Origin of the sequence: Xanthobacter pseudotagetidis, assembly GCF_043194795.2 — a bacterium.
Taxonomy (GTDB): Bacteria; Pseudomonadota; Alphaproteobacteria; order Rhizobiales; family Xanthobacteraceae; genus Xanthobacter; species Xanthobacter tagetidis_A.
The window spans coordinates 623,008-638,201 of the sequence record NZ_CM195534.1 but is presented as its reverse complement, the minus strand read 5'-3'; the positions used below and the strand labels follow the sequence as shown (position 1 = coordinate 638,201).

Below are 15,194 nucleotides of genomic sequence, written 5' to 3'. Positions count from 1 at the left end.
GCTCAGAAGCGTGTGCAGTTGTCGGGGCCGATGGCGTCCTCGGCCGAGACCTTGTCGATGATGTCGAACTTGCCGTTGTTGATGCGCACCACATACATGGGCTGCATCGCCTGGTGGTCGCCGGCGCGGATCGTCTTCGGGCCCTGCGGCGTGTTCCAGGTCAGCCCCTCCAGCGCCGCGCGCACCTTGTCGGTGTCGGTCGAGCCGGCCTTCTCCACCGCCGCCTTGTAGGCGTAGAGCGTGCCGTAGCTGTCGGCGCCGTAGAGGTCCGGGTCCGCCTTGTAGGCGTCGCGGAACGCCGCCACGAACTTCTTGTTCTCCGGCGTGTCGATCTGCGGCGAGTAGCCCGCCCCGGTCGCGAACCCGTTCGCCGCCGCCCCGAGCGCGCCCATGTTCGCCGAGGTGATGGTGCCCGAGGCGCCCACCACCTGCAGCGAGCCCAGCAGCCCGAAGTCCTGCATCTGCGTCAGCAGGCGCGCGGTGTCGTTGCCGGCCACCGAGATGTACATCACCTCCGGGCGGGCGGCGCGGATCTGGCCGAAGAACTGCGTGTAGTCCTTGGAATCGTTCGGCGCGAACACCTCGCCCACCGACTGCGCGCCCAGCTTCTCCGCGTTGGCCTTGAACGCCGCCACCGTCGAGCGGCCCATCTCGTAGTCCGGGCCGAGATAGTAGATCTTCGCCTTCGGCTTCTGCTTCAGCAGCCACGCCGCGAGCGCCGCCGACTGCTGGCCGGCGCGCGCGTTCACCCGGAACACGTTCGGCGAGCACTTGTCGCCGGTGATCGAGTCGGCGAACGACACCGAGGTGGTGGCGAGCTTCTTGTTGCGCTCGGCCAGCTGGCCCACCGCCAGCGTGGCGCCCGAGTTCACCGTGCCGGTGAGGAAGTCCACGTTGTCCACCTGGAACAGCTTCTCCGCCTTCTGCACGGCGGTGGCCGGGGTGGTCTCCTCGTCCTCGACGATCAGCGTCACCGGGCGGCCCATGATGCCGCCCGCCGCGTTGATCTCCTTCGCCGCCAGCTCCAGCGCCCAGCGCACCTGCTGGCCGATCGGCGCGAACGTGCCGGTGCTCGGCGTCACAACGCCGACCTTGATCGGGTCGGCGGCAAAAGCCGCTCCCGAAAGCGCCGTCGCGGCCAATGCCGCCGCAAGAACGACCTTGTAACCTCTGATCTGCATGACGTTTCCCCTTCCGTTGGCGGTTTGGTGTCTTCGCTCCCCGACGCCGGGCCGACCCGCCCGGCGCCCGTTCCGTTCGCCGCTCAGCTGCCCTTGAAGTTCGGCGCGCGCTTCTCGTGGAAGGCGAGCACGCCCTCCTTGAAGTCGTCCGACTGGCGCAGGCGGCTGTAGCAGTGGCCCTCCAGCTCGATGGCGATGGAGAGGGTGGAATCCTCGGTGTCGTTGAGCAGCTTCTTCGCCGTGCGCTGGGCCATGGGCGAGAAGGAGCGCAGCTCGTCCACCAGCCGGTCGGTGGCGGCCTCGAGCTCGGCGTCCGGCACGCACTCGGTGGCGATGCCCCAGTCCAGCGCCTGGCGGCCGGCGATGCGCTTCGAGCGCATGACGATGTCCTTGGTGCGGGTGATGCCGACGATCTTCTGCAGCCGCGCCGAGCCGCCCGAGCCGGGGATCTGGCCGAGCTTCTGCTCCGGCAGCGCGTACTGGCAGGTCTCGGAGACGATGCGGAAGTCGCAGGCGAGCGAGATCTCGAAGCCGACGCCGAAGGTGTAGCCGCGGTTCGCGACGATCACGGGCTTCGCGCAGCGCGCCGGGGCGGCGATGTTCCAGGCGAGCTTGGAGACGTGCTCCGGCGAGGCCTCCAGGAAGCCCTTGATGAAGCCGCCGGAGGAGAAGTGCTCGCCCTCGGCGCGCAGCACGATGACGCGCACGCGGTCGTCCTCGTCGAGCGCCTCGAAGGTCTGGCGCAGCTGCTCGCGCTGGCGCATGGAGATGGTGTTCATGGGCGGCCGGGCGAGCACGATGTCGGCGCGCTCGCGGGCGGCGTCGATGTCGATGCGGTAGCCGTCGAGGTCGGTCGGCAGCGGCGGAGCGGAAACGTAGGCGTTCATTCTTGCGGGTCCTGTTTCTCGATGGGGGTTCAGGCGGCGCTCTCGCCGCCCTGCTCGGGCTCGTACTCGCCGGCGACCAGCTGGCGGCGCAGCAGTTTGCCGACCGGGGATTTCGGGATCGCGGCGACGAACTCGTAGCGCCGCGGGCGCTTGAAGTTGGCGAGGCCGGAGGCGCGGCAGTGGGCGTCCAGCTCCTCCGGCGTGACCGCCCCGCGCCGCTGCACGAAGGCGACCACGATCTTGCCCCAGCGCGGCTCCGGCAGGCCCACCACCGCCACCTCGGCGACCGCCGGGTGCATGGACAGGCAGCTCTCGATCTCCACCGGGGAGACGTTCTCGCCGCCGGTGATGATCATGTCGTCCACGCGGCCGGTGACGTAGAGGTCGCCGTCGGCGTCGAAATAGCCGGTGTCGCCGGTGAAGTACCAGCCGTCCCGCAGGGACTTGGCGTTGGAATCCGGGCGCCGCCAGTAGCCTTCGAACGCCTCGTCCGAGGCGGCCAGCGCGATGATCTCGCCCTCCTCGCCGGGCGCGGCGCGCTCCGTGGGCGAGGCGGCGCCGAGCTTCGCCACCCGGATCATCTGGTTGAGCCCGGCCTTGCCGGCCGAGCCGGGCTTCTCCGCCGCCTTCTGGTTGATGGTGAAGGTGTAGATCTCCGACGAGCCGTAATGGTTCACGAACAGCTCGGGGTGGAACGCCTCGGTCAGGGTCTTCAGCAGCCCGTCGGTCATGGGCGCGCCGGCGAAGCCGAGCTTGCGCACGCTCGCCGTGTCGGTGGCGGCGAAGCGCGCGTGGTGGACGAGGTCGTGATAGAGGGTCGGCACCAGATAGAGGTTGGTGATCCGCTCCTTCTCGATCAGCTCCAGCGCCCGCGCCACGTCGAAGCGCGGCAGGCAGACGAAGGTGCCGCCGATCAGCGACATGGCGATCAGCGAGCGCACGCCCATGGTGTGGTAGAGCGGCATGACGCCGAGCGTCACCTCGCCCCGGGCGTAGAGGTTCTGCGCCACGTGCGCCACCGCGCCCATGCGCTCGGCGCGCTGGCGGCGCGGCACGCCCTTCGGCTTGGCGGTGGTGCCGGAGGTGTAGAGCATCAGCGACCAGTCGTCGGCGCCGGCGCGCGGCGCGGGGACGGCGGCGCCGGCGGCGAGCGCCTCGAAGGCGGCGTCCGCCGGCGCGCCGACGCCGATGCGCGGCAGACGCTGCGCCAGGGCCGAGGCCGAGACCGAGGCCTGCGCCACCGGCTCGAACGCGAGCGCCCTGGCGCCGGCATTCTCCAGCACGAAGTCGAGCTCGTCCGGCGTGGCGCGCCAGTTGACGGGGGTCATGACGATGCCGGCGAACTGGCAGGCCCAGTGCAGCGTCGCCGCCTCCCAGCGGTTCTGCAGCACGGTGACGAGGTGGTCGCCGTGCCTGAGGCCGAGCGCGCCGAGCCCGTCGGCGACGGCGGCGATCTTCTCGAGCCACTGGGCATAGGTGAGGCGCACGTCGCCGTCCACCACCGCCAGCGCGCCGGGGTCGCGCTCGACGCTCGCCAGGAAGCTCGTGCCGAGGTCAAACATTGCTCAAGTCCCCTCTCAGGGTGGCCGCCGCGTCGAGGACCGCGGCGACGATGGCGGAATAGCCGGTGCACCGGCACAGGTGGCCGCCCACGATCTCGCGCACCTCGTGCGCGTCCGGGTCCGGCGTGGTCTTCAGGAAGGCGTCCACCGACATCAGGATGCCGGCGGTGCAGAAGCCGCAGTGCAAGGCGTGGTGGCGGCGGAACGCCTCCTGGAGCACGGAGAGGCGGTCGGGCGCCGGCGCGAGGCCCTCCACCGTGCGCACGTCGCGGCCTTCGAGCTGCACGGCGAGGGTGAGGCAGGCGCGGGCGGGCACGCCGTCGATGAGGATGGTGCAGGCGCCGCACACGCCGTGCTCGCAGCCCACGTGCGTCCCCGTGATGCCGGCGCGGTGGCGCAGGGCGTCGGTGGCGAGCAGGCGCGGCTCGGCCGACAGGCGCGCCGGCTGGCCGTTGAGGGTGAAGCGCACCTCGTGGAGGGCCTTCGCGCTCAGGCGAGGCATCGCTCGGCCTCCTCGATCACGGCGCGGCCCATGGCGCGCACCAGGTCGCGCCGCAGGCGCGCGCTGGCATGGAGGTCGTCGCGGGCGTCGAGCTCCCAGGCGAAGGCGTTGAGCGCATCGTCGAGCGCGGCGCCCGACAGGCGCGGATACGAGCGCCGCTCGGGCTTGTCGGCGACGCCGCAAACCGCAAGGTCGATGGCGTCGGCGCAGACGCGCGCGGCGCAGCCGACGATGGCGAAGTCGCCGTGGCGGCGGGAATATTCCCTGAAGGCGTAGGCGCTGCCCGGCGGCGCCACCGGGAACGACACCGCCTCGATCATCTCGTCGTCGGCCTTGGCGGTGGTCATCATGCCGGTGAAGAAGTCCGCCGCCTTCACGCGCCGCGCCTTGCGGCGGGTCCTGAGGCGCACCTCGCCGCCGAGCGCCACCAGGCACAAAGGGATCTCCGCGCTCGGGTCGGCATGGGCGGTGGAGCCGCACACGGTGCCGCGGCTGCGGGTCTGGTAGTGGCCGAGGAAGGGCAGCGCCGCCGCCAGCAGCGGCTGGGCGGCGAGCTCCGCCGAGGCGAGCAGCTCCGCCTGCCGCACCCCGGCCGGGACGACGATGGCGTCGCCCTCGCGGCGGATGGCGCGCAGGGCGGGAAGGCCCATGATGTCCACCAGCACGGCGGGCTTGGCGAGGCGCATGTTGAGCATGGGCAGCAGCGACTGGCCGCCGGCGATCACGCGGGCGTCGCCGCCGTGGGCGGCGAGCGTCTCCAGCGCCTCCTCCAGGCTCTCGGCGCGCACGAAGTCGAAGGCGGCGGGCTTCATCCGCGCCCCCCGGTCAGCATCCCGAGCAGCCGGGCGAGGAGGCCCGCCCGGCGCGGCGCGGCGCGGCGCGCCAGCGCGGCGAAGAACTGGCCGATGATGGCCTTGGCCGCGCCGTCCAGCAGGCGCCCGCCGATGGCCGCCACCTTGCCGCCGACGGCGGCCTCGTAGACGTAGGCGACCCGCGTGCCGCCCTTCGCCTGCGTGAGCGTGACGCGGCCTGAGCCGCCGCCGGTGCCGAGCGCGCCGGAGACGTTGCCGGAGAGGGTGGCGGCGTTGGGCGCGTCGAGATCGGAGAGCTTCACGTCGGCCTTGTAGCGCCCCTTCACCGGGCCGATGCCGAGCGTGACGTCGGCGGTGAAATGGGTCGGCGAGAGCTTCCTCACCCCGTGGCAGCCGGGGATGATGGAGGCGAGCGCGTCGGCGTCGAGCAGCGTCGCCCACACTTGATCGCGCGGCGCCGGCACGAAGGCCGCGCCTTCCCCGCGCAGGGTGCGGTCGCCGGGCCGGCCGGCGGGCTTCGCCCCGGCGCGGGCGGCGCCTGCCGGCGGCGCCGGCTCGGGCCCCTCGACCAAGGCGGCGACCCGCGCGGGCGTCAGCGGCAGCGCGATGTCCGCAACGCCGAGCGCGTCCGCCACCGCATTGGCGACGCACACCGGGGTCGACATGCAATTGCCCTCGCCCACCCCCTTGGCGCCCAGCGGCGTGAAGGGCGAGGGGGATTCCATGTGCAAGACCTCGATCTCCGGCACCTCGGTGGCGGTGGGCAGGAGATAGTCCGCGAAGGTGCCGGTGAGGAACGCGCCGTCCTCGGCGTAGGCCAGCTCCTCGAAGAAGGTCGCCCCCAGCGCCTGGGCGAAGGCGCCGCGGATCTGCCCCTCCACCATGCCGGGGTGCAGCACCCGCCCGCAATCGTGCATGGTGACGTAGCGGTCGATCCGCACCGCGCCGGAGACCGCGTCCACCTCGACCCCGCACATGTCGAAGATGAAGCCGTGGCAGAGCGAGGAGTTCACGTGGTCGGCGGCGTCGGGGGCGGTCAGCTCCGGCGGGGTCCAGAACGCGGTCTCGCGGATGGTCTGGTCGACGCCCTCGGGCAGCACGCCGGGCGACCAGTGGCTCAGCGCCGAGATGCGCGCGAACGGCGCCGAGGCGCCGCCCTTGGCGACGATCCTGCCGCCCGCGAAGGAGATGTCCTCCGGCTGCGCCTGGAACTGGGCGGCGGCCACCTGCGCCAGCCGGTCCTTGAGGCGGCTCGCCGCCATGTGCGCGGCGCCGGCCACGGCGGCGGCGAAGCGGCTGGAATAATTGCCCGAGGCGATGGACCAGGCGTCCTTGCCGGTGTCGAGCTCGCAGATCACCCGCACGTCGGCGGGGGCGAGGCCGAACACGTCGGCCACCACCTGCGCCAGCACGGTGCGGTGCCCCTGCCCCTGCGGGGTGGAGGAGGAGGTGACGCTCACCGTGCCGGTGGGATCGATGGCGACCGTGGCGGACGCCTGGGCGCCGTTCTTCGGCCCGGCCTTGGCGCGCTCCTGCGAGGTCAGGACGGCGGTGATGTAGCCCATGTTGGAGACCGAGGGCTCCACCACGGCCGCGAAGCCGATGCCGTAGCGCCGGCCCTCGCCCCGCGCCGTCTCGCGCCGGGCGAGCAGGTCCGCGAGCCGGCCGTCGGCCGCCGCCATCTCGACGGCGCCGGGGAAATCGCCGGAATCGTAGAGCGCGCCGGTGGCGGTGCGGTAGGGGAAGGCGCCGCCGGGAATGAGGTTGCGCCGGATCACGTCGAGCGGATCGAGGCCGAGCCCCTCGGCGATGCGCTGCACCAGCCGCTCCAGGGCGAAATAGACCTGCGGCCCGCCGAAGCCGCGCACAAGGCCCGTGGGCGCCTTGTTGGTGAGCGCCACGCGGTTGCGGATGGCGACGTTGGCGATGTCGTAGGCGCCCGTCATGTTGCCGTGCATGCGATAGAGCGTCGCCGGCTCGGGCGCGCGCGGATAGGCGCCGCAATCCTCCACCTGGTCGAAGTCGAGCGCGGTGATGCGGCCCGCGGCGGTCACGGCGGCCTTCAGCGTGGTGACGCGGTTGGTCGCCGCCACCGCGCCGACCAGATGCTCCAGCCGGTCCTCGATCCACTTCACCGGCCGCCCGGCGATGCGCGCCGCCACCGCGATCAGCGCCGCATAGGGCGCGACGCCCTGCTTGACGCCGAAGCTGCCGCCGGAATCGGGCGGCATGCGCATGCGCAGCCGGTTGCCCGGCACCTTCAAGGTACGCGCCAGCACCGTGTGGATGGAGAACGGCCCCTGGAAGTTGGCGAGGATGTCGTAGGCGCCCTCGTGCGGGTCATACTCGGCGACGACGCCGAACGTCTCCATGGGCGCGCCGGTGTTGCGCGGATAGCGCACGGCGATCTCGAACACCTTGTCCGCTAGCGCGAAGGCGCCCTCGGGGTCGCCGTAGGAGAAGCGGCGGTCGCTGACCAGGTTGCCGCCGGAAGCGTCGTGCAGCAGCACCGCGCCCGGCGCGATGCTCGTCATGGGATCGAGCAGCGCCGGCTTCGGCGCATATTCCACCGCCACCGCGTCCAGCGCGTCTTCGGCGAGATAGCGCGTCTGCGCCACCACGATCGCCACGGGCTCGCCCACATAGCGCACCCGCTCCACCGCCATGGGCCAGTTCTCGACGTTCACCTTGAGCCCCGCCACCATGGGCAGGGTCAGGGCCGCGAGGTCGCGCCCGGTGACGACCGCCACGACGCCGGGCAGCGCCAAGGCGGCGGCGGTGTCGATGGCGACGATGTCGGCATGGGCGTGGGGGGAGCGCAGGATCGCCGCTTCCAGGGTGCCGGGCCGCACCCCGAGGTCGTCGATGAAGCGCCCGCGCCCCGACAGGAGCGCAGCGTCCTCGACCCTCGGCAATGATTGGCCCGTCCAGGCGACGCTCTCAGCGCGCAATCTCAAACCCTCCCGCAGCGCTCGATCGGCACCTTGGGGGGCAAACAATCAGGAGCGGCGCCGAGGGACTAGAGCCGGCGGTCCCATCTCTGACCAAAAAGTCCCATAAATCGCGGCGATCACCGTCCGAGGCGCGCGACGGTCCTGAACTCGCGCGGCGACACCGAGCAGTGATCCCGGAAGAAGCGCGTGAAATGGCTCGCCGCGCTGAAGCCGAGGCGGTCGCCGATGGTGGTGAAGGATTCCTCGGAATCGATCACCGCCCCCACCGCCATCTCCACCTTCAGCACGTTGAGGAAGACGTGGGGGGTGACGCCGGTGGAATCCTCGAACACGCGGAAGAAGTGCGAGCGCGACATGCCGGCCTCGCGGCACAGGCGCTCGATGGAGAGCGGCGCGGTCGGGTCCTGCCGCATCAGCGAGATGGTCTTGCGCACCCGCCAGTCGACGGCGCTGGAGCGCGCCATCTCGCGCAGCGACGAGCCCACCGTGCGCCAGGGCGTGAAGCGCTCGATCACCGCGATCATGAGGTCGGAGAGCAGGCGCTCCTGCCGGCTGCCGGAGGCGGGCTCCAGCACCATCTCGCTCGCAAGGTCGAGCGCGGTGCCGCGGATGCGCGAGGTGATGGCGCCGGCCGACTGGTCGAAGAAGCCGGCCGAGCCGCTCGCGCCCCAGTTGGGGCGGAACGAGACCAGCCAGTCGGGCTCGATGTAGAGCGCCAGGATCAGCGCGTTCTCGCGCCGCGGGTCGTGCACGTAGGCGTGCGGCTCCCAGGCGTTCACCAGCACCGCGCACTCGTCCGTGAGCGGCGCCACCCGCTCGCCCACCAGGAACTGCGTGTCGTCGCCGCCCACCTTGATGAGGACGTGGCAATGGGGATGGGCATGGCGCACCAGCGAGCGATCCATGTCGAGCAGGGCCACCCGGCCGAACGCCCCATGGGCTATGCGCAACGCGTCGGACATCCTGAAAAGCCGCCTCTCTCGCCCTCACCCCCGCAAAGGCCGGGCATGTTAGGTGGCGGCCGGCGCGCTTGACAAGTCAAGCGGGCGTGGGGTGGCGGGCAGCGTCTGAAATCCTGGCGCCGGAACGGGAGCCGCCGGGAACCCTCTCCGGCTTGCGGGGGAGGGACATTGGTCGGCTCCCAATTTCAAACCGGCCCATGACCGTGCGGAAGCCATCTCTCGCTCCCGTCCCCGTCCCCAAGCGGGGATGGGAGCGCGCGCAAATCCAGCGCCGGCGCCATTTGCGCGAAAACTTCTCCCCGCCGCGCCGGACGGCCCCACACTAAGGCCACCCCGCACCTGGGAGGGGCGCGTCCGGAGTGGCCTGACGGGTGGTGCGGGGGGCGGTTGTCCGGCGGGCGGGACCTAACGCATCCCGACCCGCGTCAGGGGAGGCCCAAGGCGCGCGTTCCGGGCCGGGGAGTCGTTCCTCCCGGCCGTGCTGGGTGGATCGCAAGACCCACGCATCCGCGCGCAGCAAGCCATAAATCACCGCGCGGGAGCGGACGGAGCACGGCTTCGACGTCACCCTTGTTCCCGGCGCGCCTGCCGGCGCGCCGCCCGCTCCCGCATCCCTCCCCCCGCCGCGGCGCGCGCGGGGCCGCCGGCGCTGGGCGCGGTGGACAGGGCGATGTTCCGGCTGCGCGGGACCGGCAACCTTCTGTAGAGTGGCGCTTCCCGCCCGGAGAGCGACCATGGCCGACTGGAATGCCCGCCAGTACCTGAAGTTCGAGGATGCCCGCACCCGTCCCGCGCGCGACCTGCTCGCCCAGGTTCCCGACATCGCGGCGCCGGATGGCGCGGCGCCGCCGCTGGTGGTGGACCTCGGCTGCGGGCCCGGCAACTCCACCGAGCTCCTCGCCGCGCGCTTCGCCGGTGCCGAGATCCTCGGCCTCGACACCTCGCCGGACATGATCGCCGCCGCCCAGGCCCGCCTGCCCGGCGCGCGGTTCGCGCTGGCGGATGCCGCGACCTTCACGCTCGACCGCCCGGCCGCCCTCATCTACGCCAATGCGGTGCTGCAATGGGTGCCGGACCACGCGACGGTGCTGCCGCGCCTCTTGTCGCTGCTGGCGCCGGGCGGCGCGCTGGCGGTGCAGATGCCGGACAATCTCGACGGCCCGGCGCACGTCGCCATGCGGGAGACGGCGCTGGTCGGGCCGTGGGCCGACAAGCTGCGGCACGCCGCGAGCGCCCGCACGCCCCTGCCGGCGCCGGACGCCTATTACGACCTGCTGGTGCCCCATGCGGCGCACGTCGACATCTGGCACACCGTCTACAACCATCCGCTCGACGGGGTGGGCGCCATCGTCGACTGGATGAAGGGCGCCGGGCTGCGGCCGTTCATCGATCCGCTGGAGGGCGACGAGCGCGCCCAGTTCCTGGAGGAGTACGAGGCGCGGCTCGCCGCGTCCTACCACCGGCGGGCGGACGGCAAGGTGCTGCTGCCGTTCACGCGGCTGTTCATCGTCGCGCTGGCGCGCGCCTGAGGCGGCGCCGGTCGCGCCGCGGCGCGGCGGCGGCTATAGAGGAGCGATCAAGGATGCAGCCGAGGTGATCCGATGACCGAGCCCGAAGCGCCCGCCGCCGACGCGGTGACGCTGGCCCTGCCCCGCGACGCTGCCCTGGTGGCGTTCGACTTCATCGCCCGCCTCGTCGACGAGCCCGACACCGAGGCGCAGGGCGCGCTGTTCGACCATCCGGCCGAGCCGGCCGCCCTGTGGACCCTGGTGGCCGCCTTCGAGCAGGTGCTGAGCGAGCCGTTCGCCGAGGACTACCGCGCGGTGCTGGAGGCGGCGCGGGCGCGCCTCGTCCGGGACATCACCGAAGGCGCCTGAGCCGGCGGCGGCTCACTCCGCCGCGCGCGGCAGGCCGGGGTGGGACGGCTGGTGCGGCGCGTCGCCTTGGCCGCCCGATCCGCCGCCGTCCTTCTCGTCGCGGGCGCCGACGAAGCGCCCGAACAGGCGGCCGAGGACGCGGCTGACATCGTCCATCACCGAGAACACCGCCGGCACGAACACCAGCGACAGCACGGTGGAGGTGATGAGGCCGCCGATCACGGCGATGGCCATGGGGGCGCGGAACGCGCCGCCCTCGCCGAAGGCCAGCGCCGACGGCACCATGCCCGCCACCATGGCGATGGTGGTCATGACGATCGGCTGCGCCCGCTTGTGGCCCGCCTCCATCAGCGCCGTGGTGCGGTCCATGCCGTGGCCCATCGCCTCGATGGCGAAGTCGACGAGCAGGATCGCGTTCTTGGTGACGATGCCCATCAGCATCAGGAAGCCGATCACCACCGGCAGCGAGATCGAGTTGCCCGTGATCAGCAGGGCGATGAACGCGCCGCCCACCGAGAGCGGCAGCGAGATCAGGATGGTGATCGGCTGCAGCACGTCGTGGAACAGCAGCACCAGCACCGCGAGCACCATCATCAGGCCGGCGGCCATGGCCATGGCGAAGCCGGAGAACACCTCCTCCATGATCTCGGCATCGCCCGCCTCCTTCAGGGTGACGCCGGCGGGCAGGCTCAAGGCGGCGGGCAGCGCCTTCACCTTCTCCAGCGCCGCCCCGAGCGGCGTCGCGCCCACGAGGTCGGCCTCCACGGCGATGCGCCGGGCGCGGTCGTAGCGGTCGAGCGCGGTCGGCCCCTTGCCGAACTGGATGGTGGCCACCGCCGAGAGCGGCACCGAGGCGCCGGAGGCGGTCGGCACCTTCAGGGCGTCGAAGGTGGCGAGGCGGGTGCGGGCGCGCTCATCGAGCTGCACCCGGATGTCGATCTGCCGGTCCTTGGCGGAGAACTTGGCGAGGTTGGCGGAGATGTCGCCGATGGTGGCGATGCGCACCGTCTCGGCGATGGTGTCCACCGAGACGCCGAGGTCGGCGGCCTCGTCGAGCTTCGGCACGATGCGGATCTCGGGCCGGTCGAGGGCGGCGGAGGACACCACGTTGGCGAGCTCGGGCACGCCGTCGCGGATCTCCTTCTCGAGCGCGAGGGCCGCCTTCTCCACCGCCGCGCCGTCGTTTCCGGACAGGATCACCTGGAAGCCGCGCTGGGCGTTCTGGCCGTCGCGGCTCCAGGTGAAGCGCACGTCGGGGATGGCGGCGAGCGGCCCGTGGAGATCGCTCTCGAAGGTCTTCTGGTCGATGGCGCGCTCGCCGCGCGGCTTCAGGTTGACGACGATCTGCGCCTTGCGCACCTCCCCGGCCACCATGGCGAGGCCGCCCTGGCCGCCGGAGCCGGCGGTGGCGTAGACGCTGCGCACCTCGGGCCGCTCCAGCATCATCTTGGTGATGCGGTCGGCCACCCGCTGCGTCTCGGCGAGCGTGGTGCCCGGCGGCAGCTCGATGGAGAGCATGGAGCGGGAGATGTCGTTGTTGGGCAGGAAGCCGGACGGCAGCAGCGTCGACAGGAAGATGGTGCCGACGAAGATGCCGAGCCCCATGACGATGGTCGCGAGGCGGTGCCGCACCGACCAGCCGAGCAGGCGCATGTAGCCGCGCATGGCGAGGCCGTCCTTCTGGACGTGCCCGGTGTCGCGCAGGAAATAGGCGGCGAGCAGCGGCGTGATGAGCCGCGCCACCGCCAGCGAGAACAGCACCGCGATCGCCACCGTGATGCCGAACTGCTTGAAGTACTGGCCGGCGATGCCGCCCATGAAAGACACCGGCGCGAACACCGCGACGATGGTGAGCGTGGTGGCCACCACCGCGAGTCCGATCTCGTCCGCCGCCTCGACGGCGGCGCGGTAGGGCGACTTGCCGGTCCGCATGTGCCGGACGATGTTCTCGATCTCGACGATGGCGTCGTCCACCAGGATGCCGGTGACGAGCGTGACCGCGAGCAGGCTCACCGCGTTGAGCGAGAAGCCCAGCATGTCCATGAGCCAGAAGGTCGGCAGGATCGACAGCGGGATGGCGAGCGCGGTGATGAGCGTCGCCCGGAAATCGCGCAGGAACAGGAACACCACGATCACCGCCAGGATCGCGCCCTCGATCAGCGTGTTCATGGCCGACTGGTAGTCGGACTTGGTGTAGCGCACCGTGGTGTCGATCTCGGTGACGGTGATGTCCGGATGGGCCGCGCGCAGGTTCCCGAGTTCCTTCTGCACCCGGTCGTAGACGGTGACGTCGGAGAAGCCCTTGGCGCGGTAGACGCCGAACGCCACCACGCTCTTGCCGTCGAGGCGGGCGAACACGCGCGGCTCGGCCGCGCCGTCGCTCACCGTGCCGAGTTCCTTCAGGCGCACCGAGCGCCCGTTGGAGAGCGCGATGCGGGTGTCGGCCAGCTCCTCGACGCTGGCGGCGCCCGCCAGCGTGCGGATCGACTGCTCCTGGGTGCCCACCTCGCCGCGGCCGCCCGAGACATCGACATTGGTGGCGCGCAGCTGGCGCGAGACCTCGGCGGCGGTGACGCCGAGCGCCATCAGCCGGTCGGGATCGAGCGCCACCCTGATCTCCCGGTCGACGCCGCCCTCGCGCTTCACCTGGGCGACGCCGCGGATGCCCTGGAGCGCGCGGGCGATGGTGTCGTCGACGAACCAGGACAGCTCCTCGGGCGTCATGTCGGGCGAGGACACGGCGAAGGTGACGATGGGCAGGCCCTCGATGTCCACGCGCTGGATCAGCGGCTCGTCGATGGTGCGCGGCAGCTCGGTGCGGATCTTGGTGACGGCGTCGCGGGTGTCGTTCACCGCCCGGTCCACCAGCGTCTCCAGGTGGAACTCCACCGTGGTCACGCTGGTGCCCTCGGAGATGGAGGAGGTGATGTGCTTCACCCCGGCGACGCCGGCGATGGCGTTCTCCACCTTCTTGGTCACCTGGGTCTCGAGCTCGCTCGGCGCGGCGCCCGCCTGGGTGACCGTGACCATGACGATGGGCACGTCGATGTTGGGCATCTGCGTCACCGGCAGCGCGCGGAAATGCACGATGCCGAGCGCCGTGAGGATGACGAACAGGACCAGCGCCGGGACCGGCTTGCGGATCGACCAGGCGGAGACGTTGAGGGCCATCAGCGCACCTCGCTCGCGGCGACCTCGACCGGGTTCACCCGGTCGCCGTCGCGCAGGAACCCGCCCGCCCGCGCCACCACCTGCTCGCCGGCCGAAAGCCCGCCGGTGACCAGGACCCGGCCGCCGCTCTTGAGCGCCACCGTCACCGGCCGGCGCGAGACGGTGCCGTCCTCCACCCGCAGCACGTAGGCGCCCGCGGCGTCGAACATGACCGCCGACTGGGGCAGCGACAGGCCGCTCCTGCCGCCGAGCCCGATCACGCCGCGCCCATAGGCGCCGGGCTTCAGGCGCGGGTCGGCGGGCAGGGCGATCTTCACCTTGCCGAGGCGGGTGGACTTGTCCACCTCGGCCGACACCAGCCGTACGGTGCCGGCCAGCGGCGCCTCGAAGCCGGCCGGCGTGACCTCGGCCCTGAGGCCCGCCCGCATGCGCGGCATGGCGTCCTCCGGCACCTCGGCATCGAGGTCGATGGCGCCGTCCTGGGCGATGCGGAACAGCGGCTCGGCGCGCGCCGACAAAGCGATGGCGCCGAGGCGCGCGGTGCGGGCGAGGACGACGCCGGCCGCCGGGGCGCGCACGTCGGTGCGCTTGAGCCGCACCTCGATCTCGTCGCGCTGGGCCTTGACGAACACCTCCTCCGCCTCGGCGGCGGTGAGCGCCTCGCGGGCGGCGGCCACCTGGGCGCTCGCCACCTTCACGGCGCGCTCGCGCTCGTCGAGGGTCTCCTGGGAGACGGTGCCGCTCTTGCGCAGCTGGCGGGCGCGCTCCACCGCGGCGGCGGCCTCGGTCTCCTGCGCCAGCGTCTGGTCGAGCGCGGCGCGCTGCTGGGCGATGGCGGCGCGGGCCTTGGCGGCGCTGGCGGTGTTCTGGGCGAGCTGCGTCTCCAGCACCTCGCGCGACAGGCGAGCGAGCACCTGGCCCTTCTCGACGGTGTCGCCCACCTCCACCAGGATCTCCACCAGGCGGTAGCCCTCGATCTCGGGCCCCACCTCGATCTCCTCGCGCGGCAGCAGCGACCCGGTGACGAGCAGCGTCTCGGTGATCTTATCCTCCACCGGCCGCACCACGGTTACACTCAGGGCGGACGGCGCCGGGGCGGTGGAGGCCTCGGCGCGCGCAGCGGACGGCGCGGCGAGGAGGCCGGCCGCGGCCAGGACGAGGACGGCGGATGCGGAGGCGCGGGCCATGACGGGACGGACCTTCTGAGATGCGGGCGGCGCAAGATGGTGGCGAACGGCGGCAATCGCGTGGCCGCGCACGGGAGCGCCGCAGCCGCGGCGACGCGG

Annotated in this window: 11 protein-coding genes; 2 read left to right on the top strand and 9 right to left on the bottom strand. The window is 72.1% G+C overall.

The genetic code is table 11. From position 1 onward, the window contains the following. Positions 1–2 precede the first annotated feature (2 nt). From V5F67_RS02875 to V5F67_RS02845, 7 genes are all read right to left on the bottom strand, one after another. Positions 3–1,181, bottom strand: coding sequence for an ABC transporter substrate-binding protein (locus V5F67_RS02875; protein WP_509210582.1), 1,179 nt, complete (start codon positions 1,179–1,181; stop codon positions 3–5). Between the two features lie 83 nt (positions 1,182–1,264). After that, a complete protein-coding gene (locus tag V5F67_RS02870; protein WP_394021340.1) occupies positions 1,265–2,068 on the bottom strand; it encodes an enoyl-CoA hydratase/isomerase family protein in 804 nt (267 codons plus the stop codon). A 29-nt stretch (positions 2,069–2,097) separates the two neighbouring features. Further along, positions 2,098–3,630: an AMP-binding protein gene (locus V5F67_RS02865; RefSeq protein WP_394021341.1), complete on the bottom strand. Its 1,533-nt coding sequence runs from the start codon at positions 3,628–3,630 to the stop codon at positions 2,098–2,100. Then, positions 3,623–4,132: a (2Fe-2S)-binding protein gene (locus V5F67_RS02860; protein WP_394021342.1), complete on the bottom strand. Its 510-nt coding sequence runs from the start codon at positions 4,130–4,132 to the stop codon at positions 3,623–3,625. The genes V5F67_RS02865 and V5F67_RS02860 overlap by 8 nt, the downstream gene beginning before the upstream one ends. Continuing rightward, the gene (locus V5F67_RS02855) at positions 4,120–4,944 is read right to left on the bottom strand and encodes an FAD binding domain-containing protein (RefSeq protein WP_394021343.1); all 825 of its coding nucleotides are present in this window, start codon (positions 4,942–4,944) and stop codon (positions 4,120–4,122) included. Before V5F67_RS02855 ends, V5F67_RS02860 begins: the two co-directional genes overlap by 13 nt. Further along, on the bottom strand, positions 4,941–7,895 hold the full coding sequence (locus tag V5F67_RS02850; RefSeq protein WP_394021344.1) for a xanthine dehydrogenase family protein molybdopterin-binding subunit: 2,955 nt from the start codon (positions 7,893–7,895) through the stop codon (positions 4,941–4,943). The genes V5F67_RS02855 and V5F67_RS02850 overlap by 4 nt, the downstream gene beginning before the upstream one ends. 119 nt (positions 7,896–8,014) lie before the next feature. Beyond that, positions 8,015–8,860, bottom strand: coding sequence for a helix-turn-helix domain-containing protein (locus V5F67_RS02845; protein ID WP_394021345.1), 846 nt, complete (start codon positions 8,858–8,860; stop codon positions 8,015–8,017). Between the two features lie 734 nt (positions 8,861–9,594). Here V5F67_RS02845 and tam point away from each other — a divergent pair. Together tam and V5F67_RS02835 are read left to right on the top strand one after the other, a co-directional pair. Then, positions 9,595–10,389: a trans-aconitate 2-methyltransferase gene (gene tam, locus V5F67_RS02840; protein ID WP_394021346.1), complete on the top strand. Its 795-nt coding sequence runs from the start codon at positions 9,595–9,597 to the stop codon at positions 10,387–10,389. A gap of 72 nt (positions 10,390–10,461) precedes the next feature. Then, positions 10,462–10,737 (top strand): hypothetical protein, encoded by a 276-nt coding sequence (locus tag V5F67_RS02835; RefSeq protein WP_394021347.1) that lies wholly within the window; start codon positions 10,462–10,464, stop codon positions 10,735–10,737. A gap of 12 nt (positions 10,738–10,749) precedes the next feature. Here the strand turns inward: V5F67_RS02835 and V5F67_RS02830 are convergent, their stop codons facing one another. Further along, entirely contained in the window at positions 10,750–13,908 is a 3,159-nt protein-coding gene (locus V5F67_RS02830) for an efflux RND transporter permease subunit (protein ID WP_394021348.1), read from the bottom strand. After that, positions 13,908–15,095 (bottom strand): efflux RND transporter periplasmic adaptor subunit, encoded by a 1,188-nt coding sequence (locus tag V5F67_RS02825; protein WP_394021349.1) that lies wholly within the window; start codon positions 15,093–15,095, stop codon positions 13,908–13,910. Before V5F67_RS02825 ends, V5F67_RS02830 begins: the two co-directional genes overlap by 1 nt. Positions 15,096–15,194 lie beyond the last annotated feature (99 nt).

What these genes read in the sequence shown, in the direction of transcription:
- V5F67_RS02865 (WP_394021341.1), bottom strand. Translation starts at nt 3,630, where the DNA reads ATGTTTGACCTCGGCACGAGCTTCCTGGCGAGCGTCGAGCGCGACCCC.
- V5F67_RS02825 (WP_394021349.1), bottom strand. Translation starts at nt 15,095, where the DNA reads ATGGCCCGCGCCTCCGCATCCGCCGTCCTCGTCCTGGCCGCGGCCGGC.
- V5F67_RS02845 (WP_394021345.1), bottom strand. Translation starts at nt 8,860, where the DNA reads ATGTCCGACGCGTTGCGCATAGCCCATGGGGCGTTCGGCCGGGTGGCC.
- V5F67_RS02875 (WP_509210582.1), bottom strand. Translation starts at nt 1,181, where the DNA reads ATGCAGATCAGAGGTTACAAGGTCGTTCTTGCGGCGGCATTGGCCGCG.
- tam (WP_394021346.1), top strand. Translation starts at nt 9,595, where the DNA reads ATGGCCGACTGGAATGCCCGCCAGTACCTGAAGTTCGAGGATGCCCGC.
- V5F67_RS02835 (WP_394021347.1), top strand. Translation starts at nt 10,462, where the DNA reads ATGACCGAGCCCGAAGCGCCCGCCGCCGACGCGGTGACGCTGGCCCTG.
- V5F67_RS02860 (WP_394021342.1), bottom strand. Translation starts at nt 4,132, where the DNA reads ATGCCTCGCCTGAGCGCGAAGGCCCTCCACGAGGTGCGCTTCACCCTC.
- V5F67_RS02870 (WP_394021340.1), bottom strand. Translation starts at nt 2,068, where the DNA reads ATGAACGCCTACGTTTCCGCTCCGCCGCTGCCGACCGACCTCGACGGC.
- V5F67_RS02830 (WP_394021348.1), bottom strand. Translation starts at nt 13,908, where the DNA reads ATGGCCCTCAACGTCTCCGCCTGGTCGATCCGCAAGCCGGTCCCGGCG.
- V5F67_RS02855 (WP_394021343.1), bottom strand. Translation starts at nt 4,944, where the DNA reads ATGAAGCCCGCCGCCTTCGACTTCGTGCGCGCCGAGAGCCTGGAGGAG.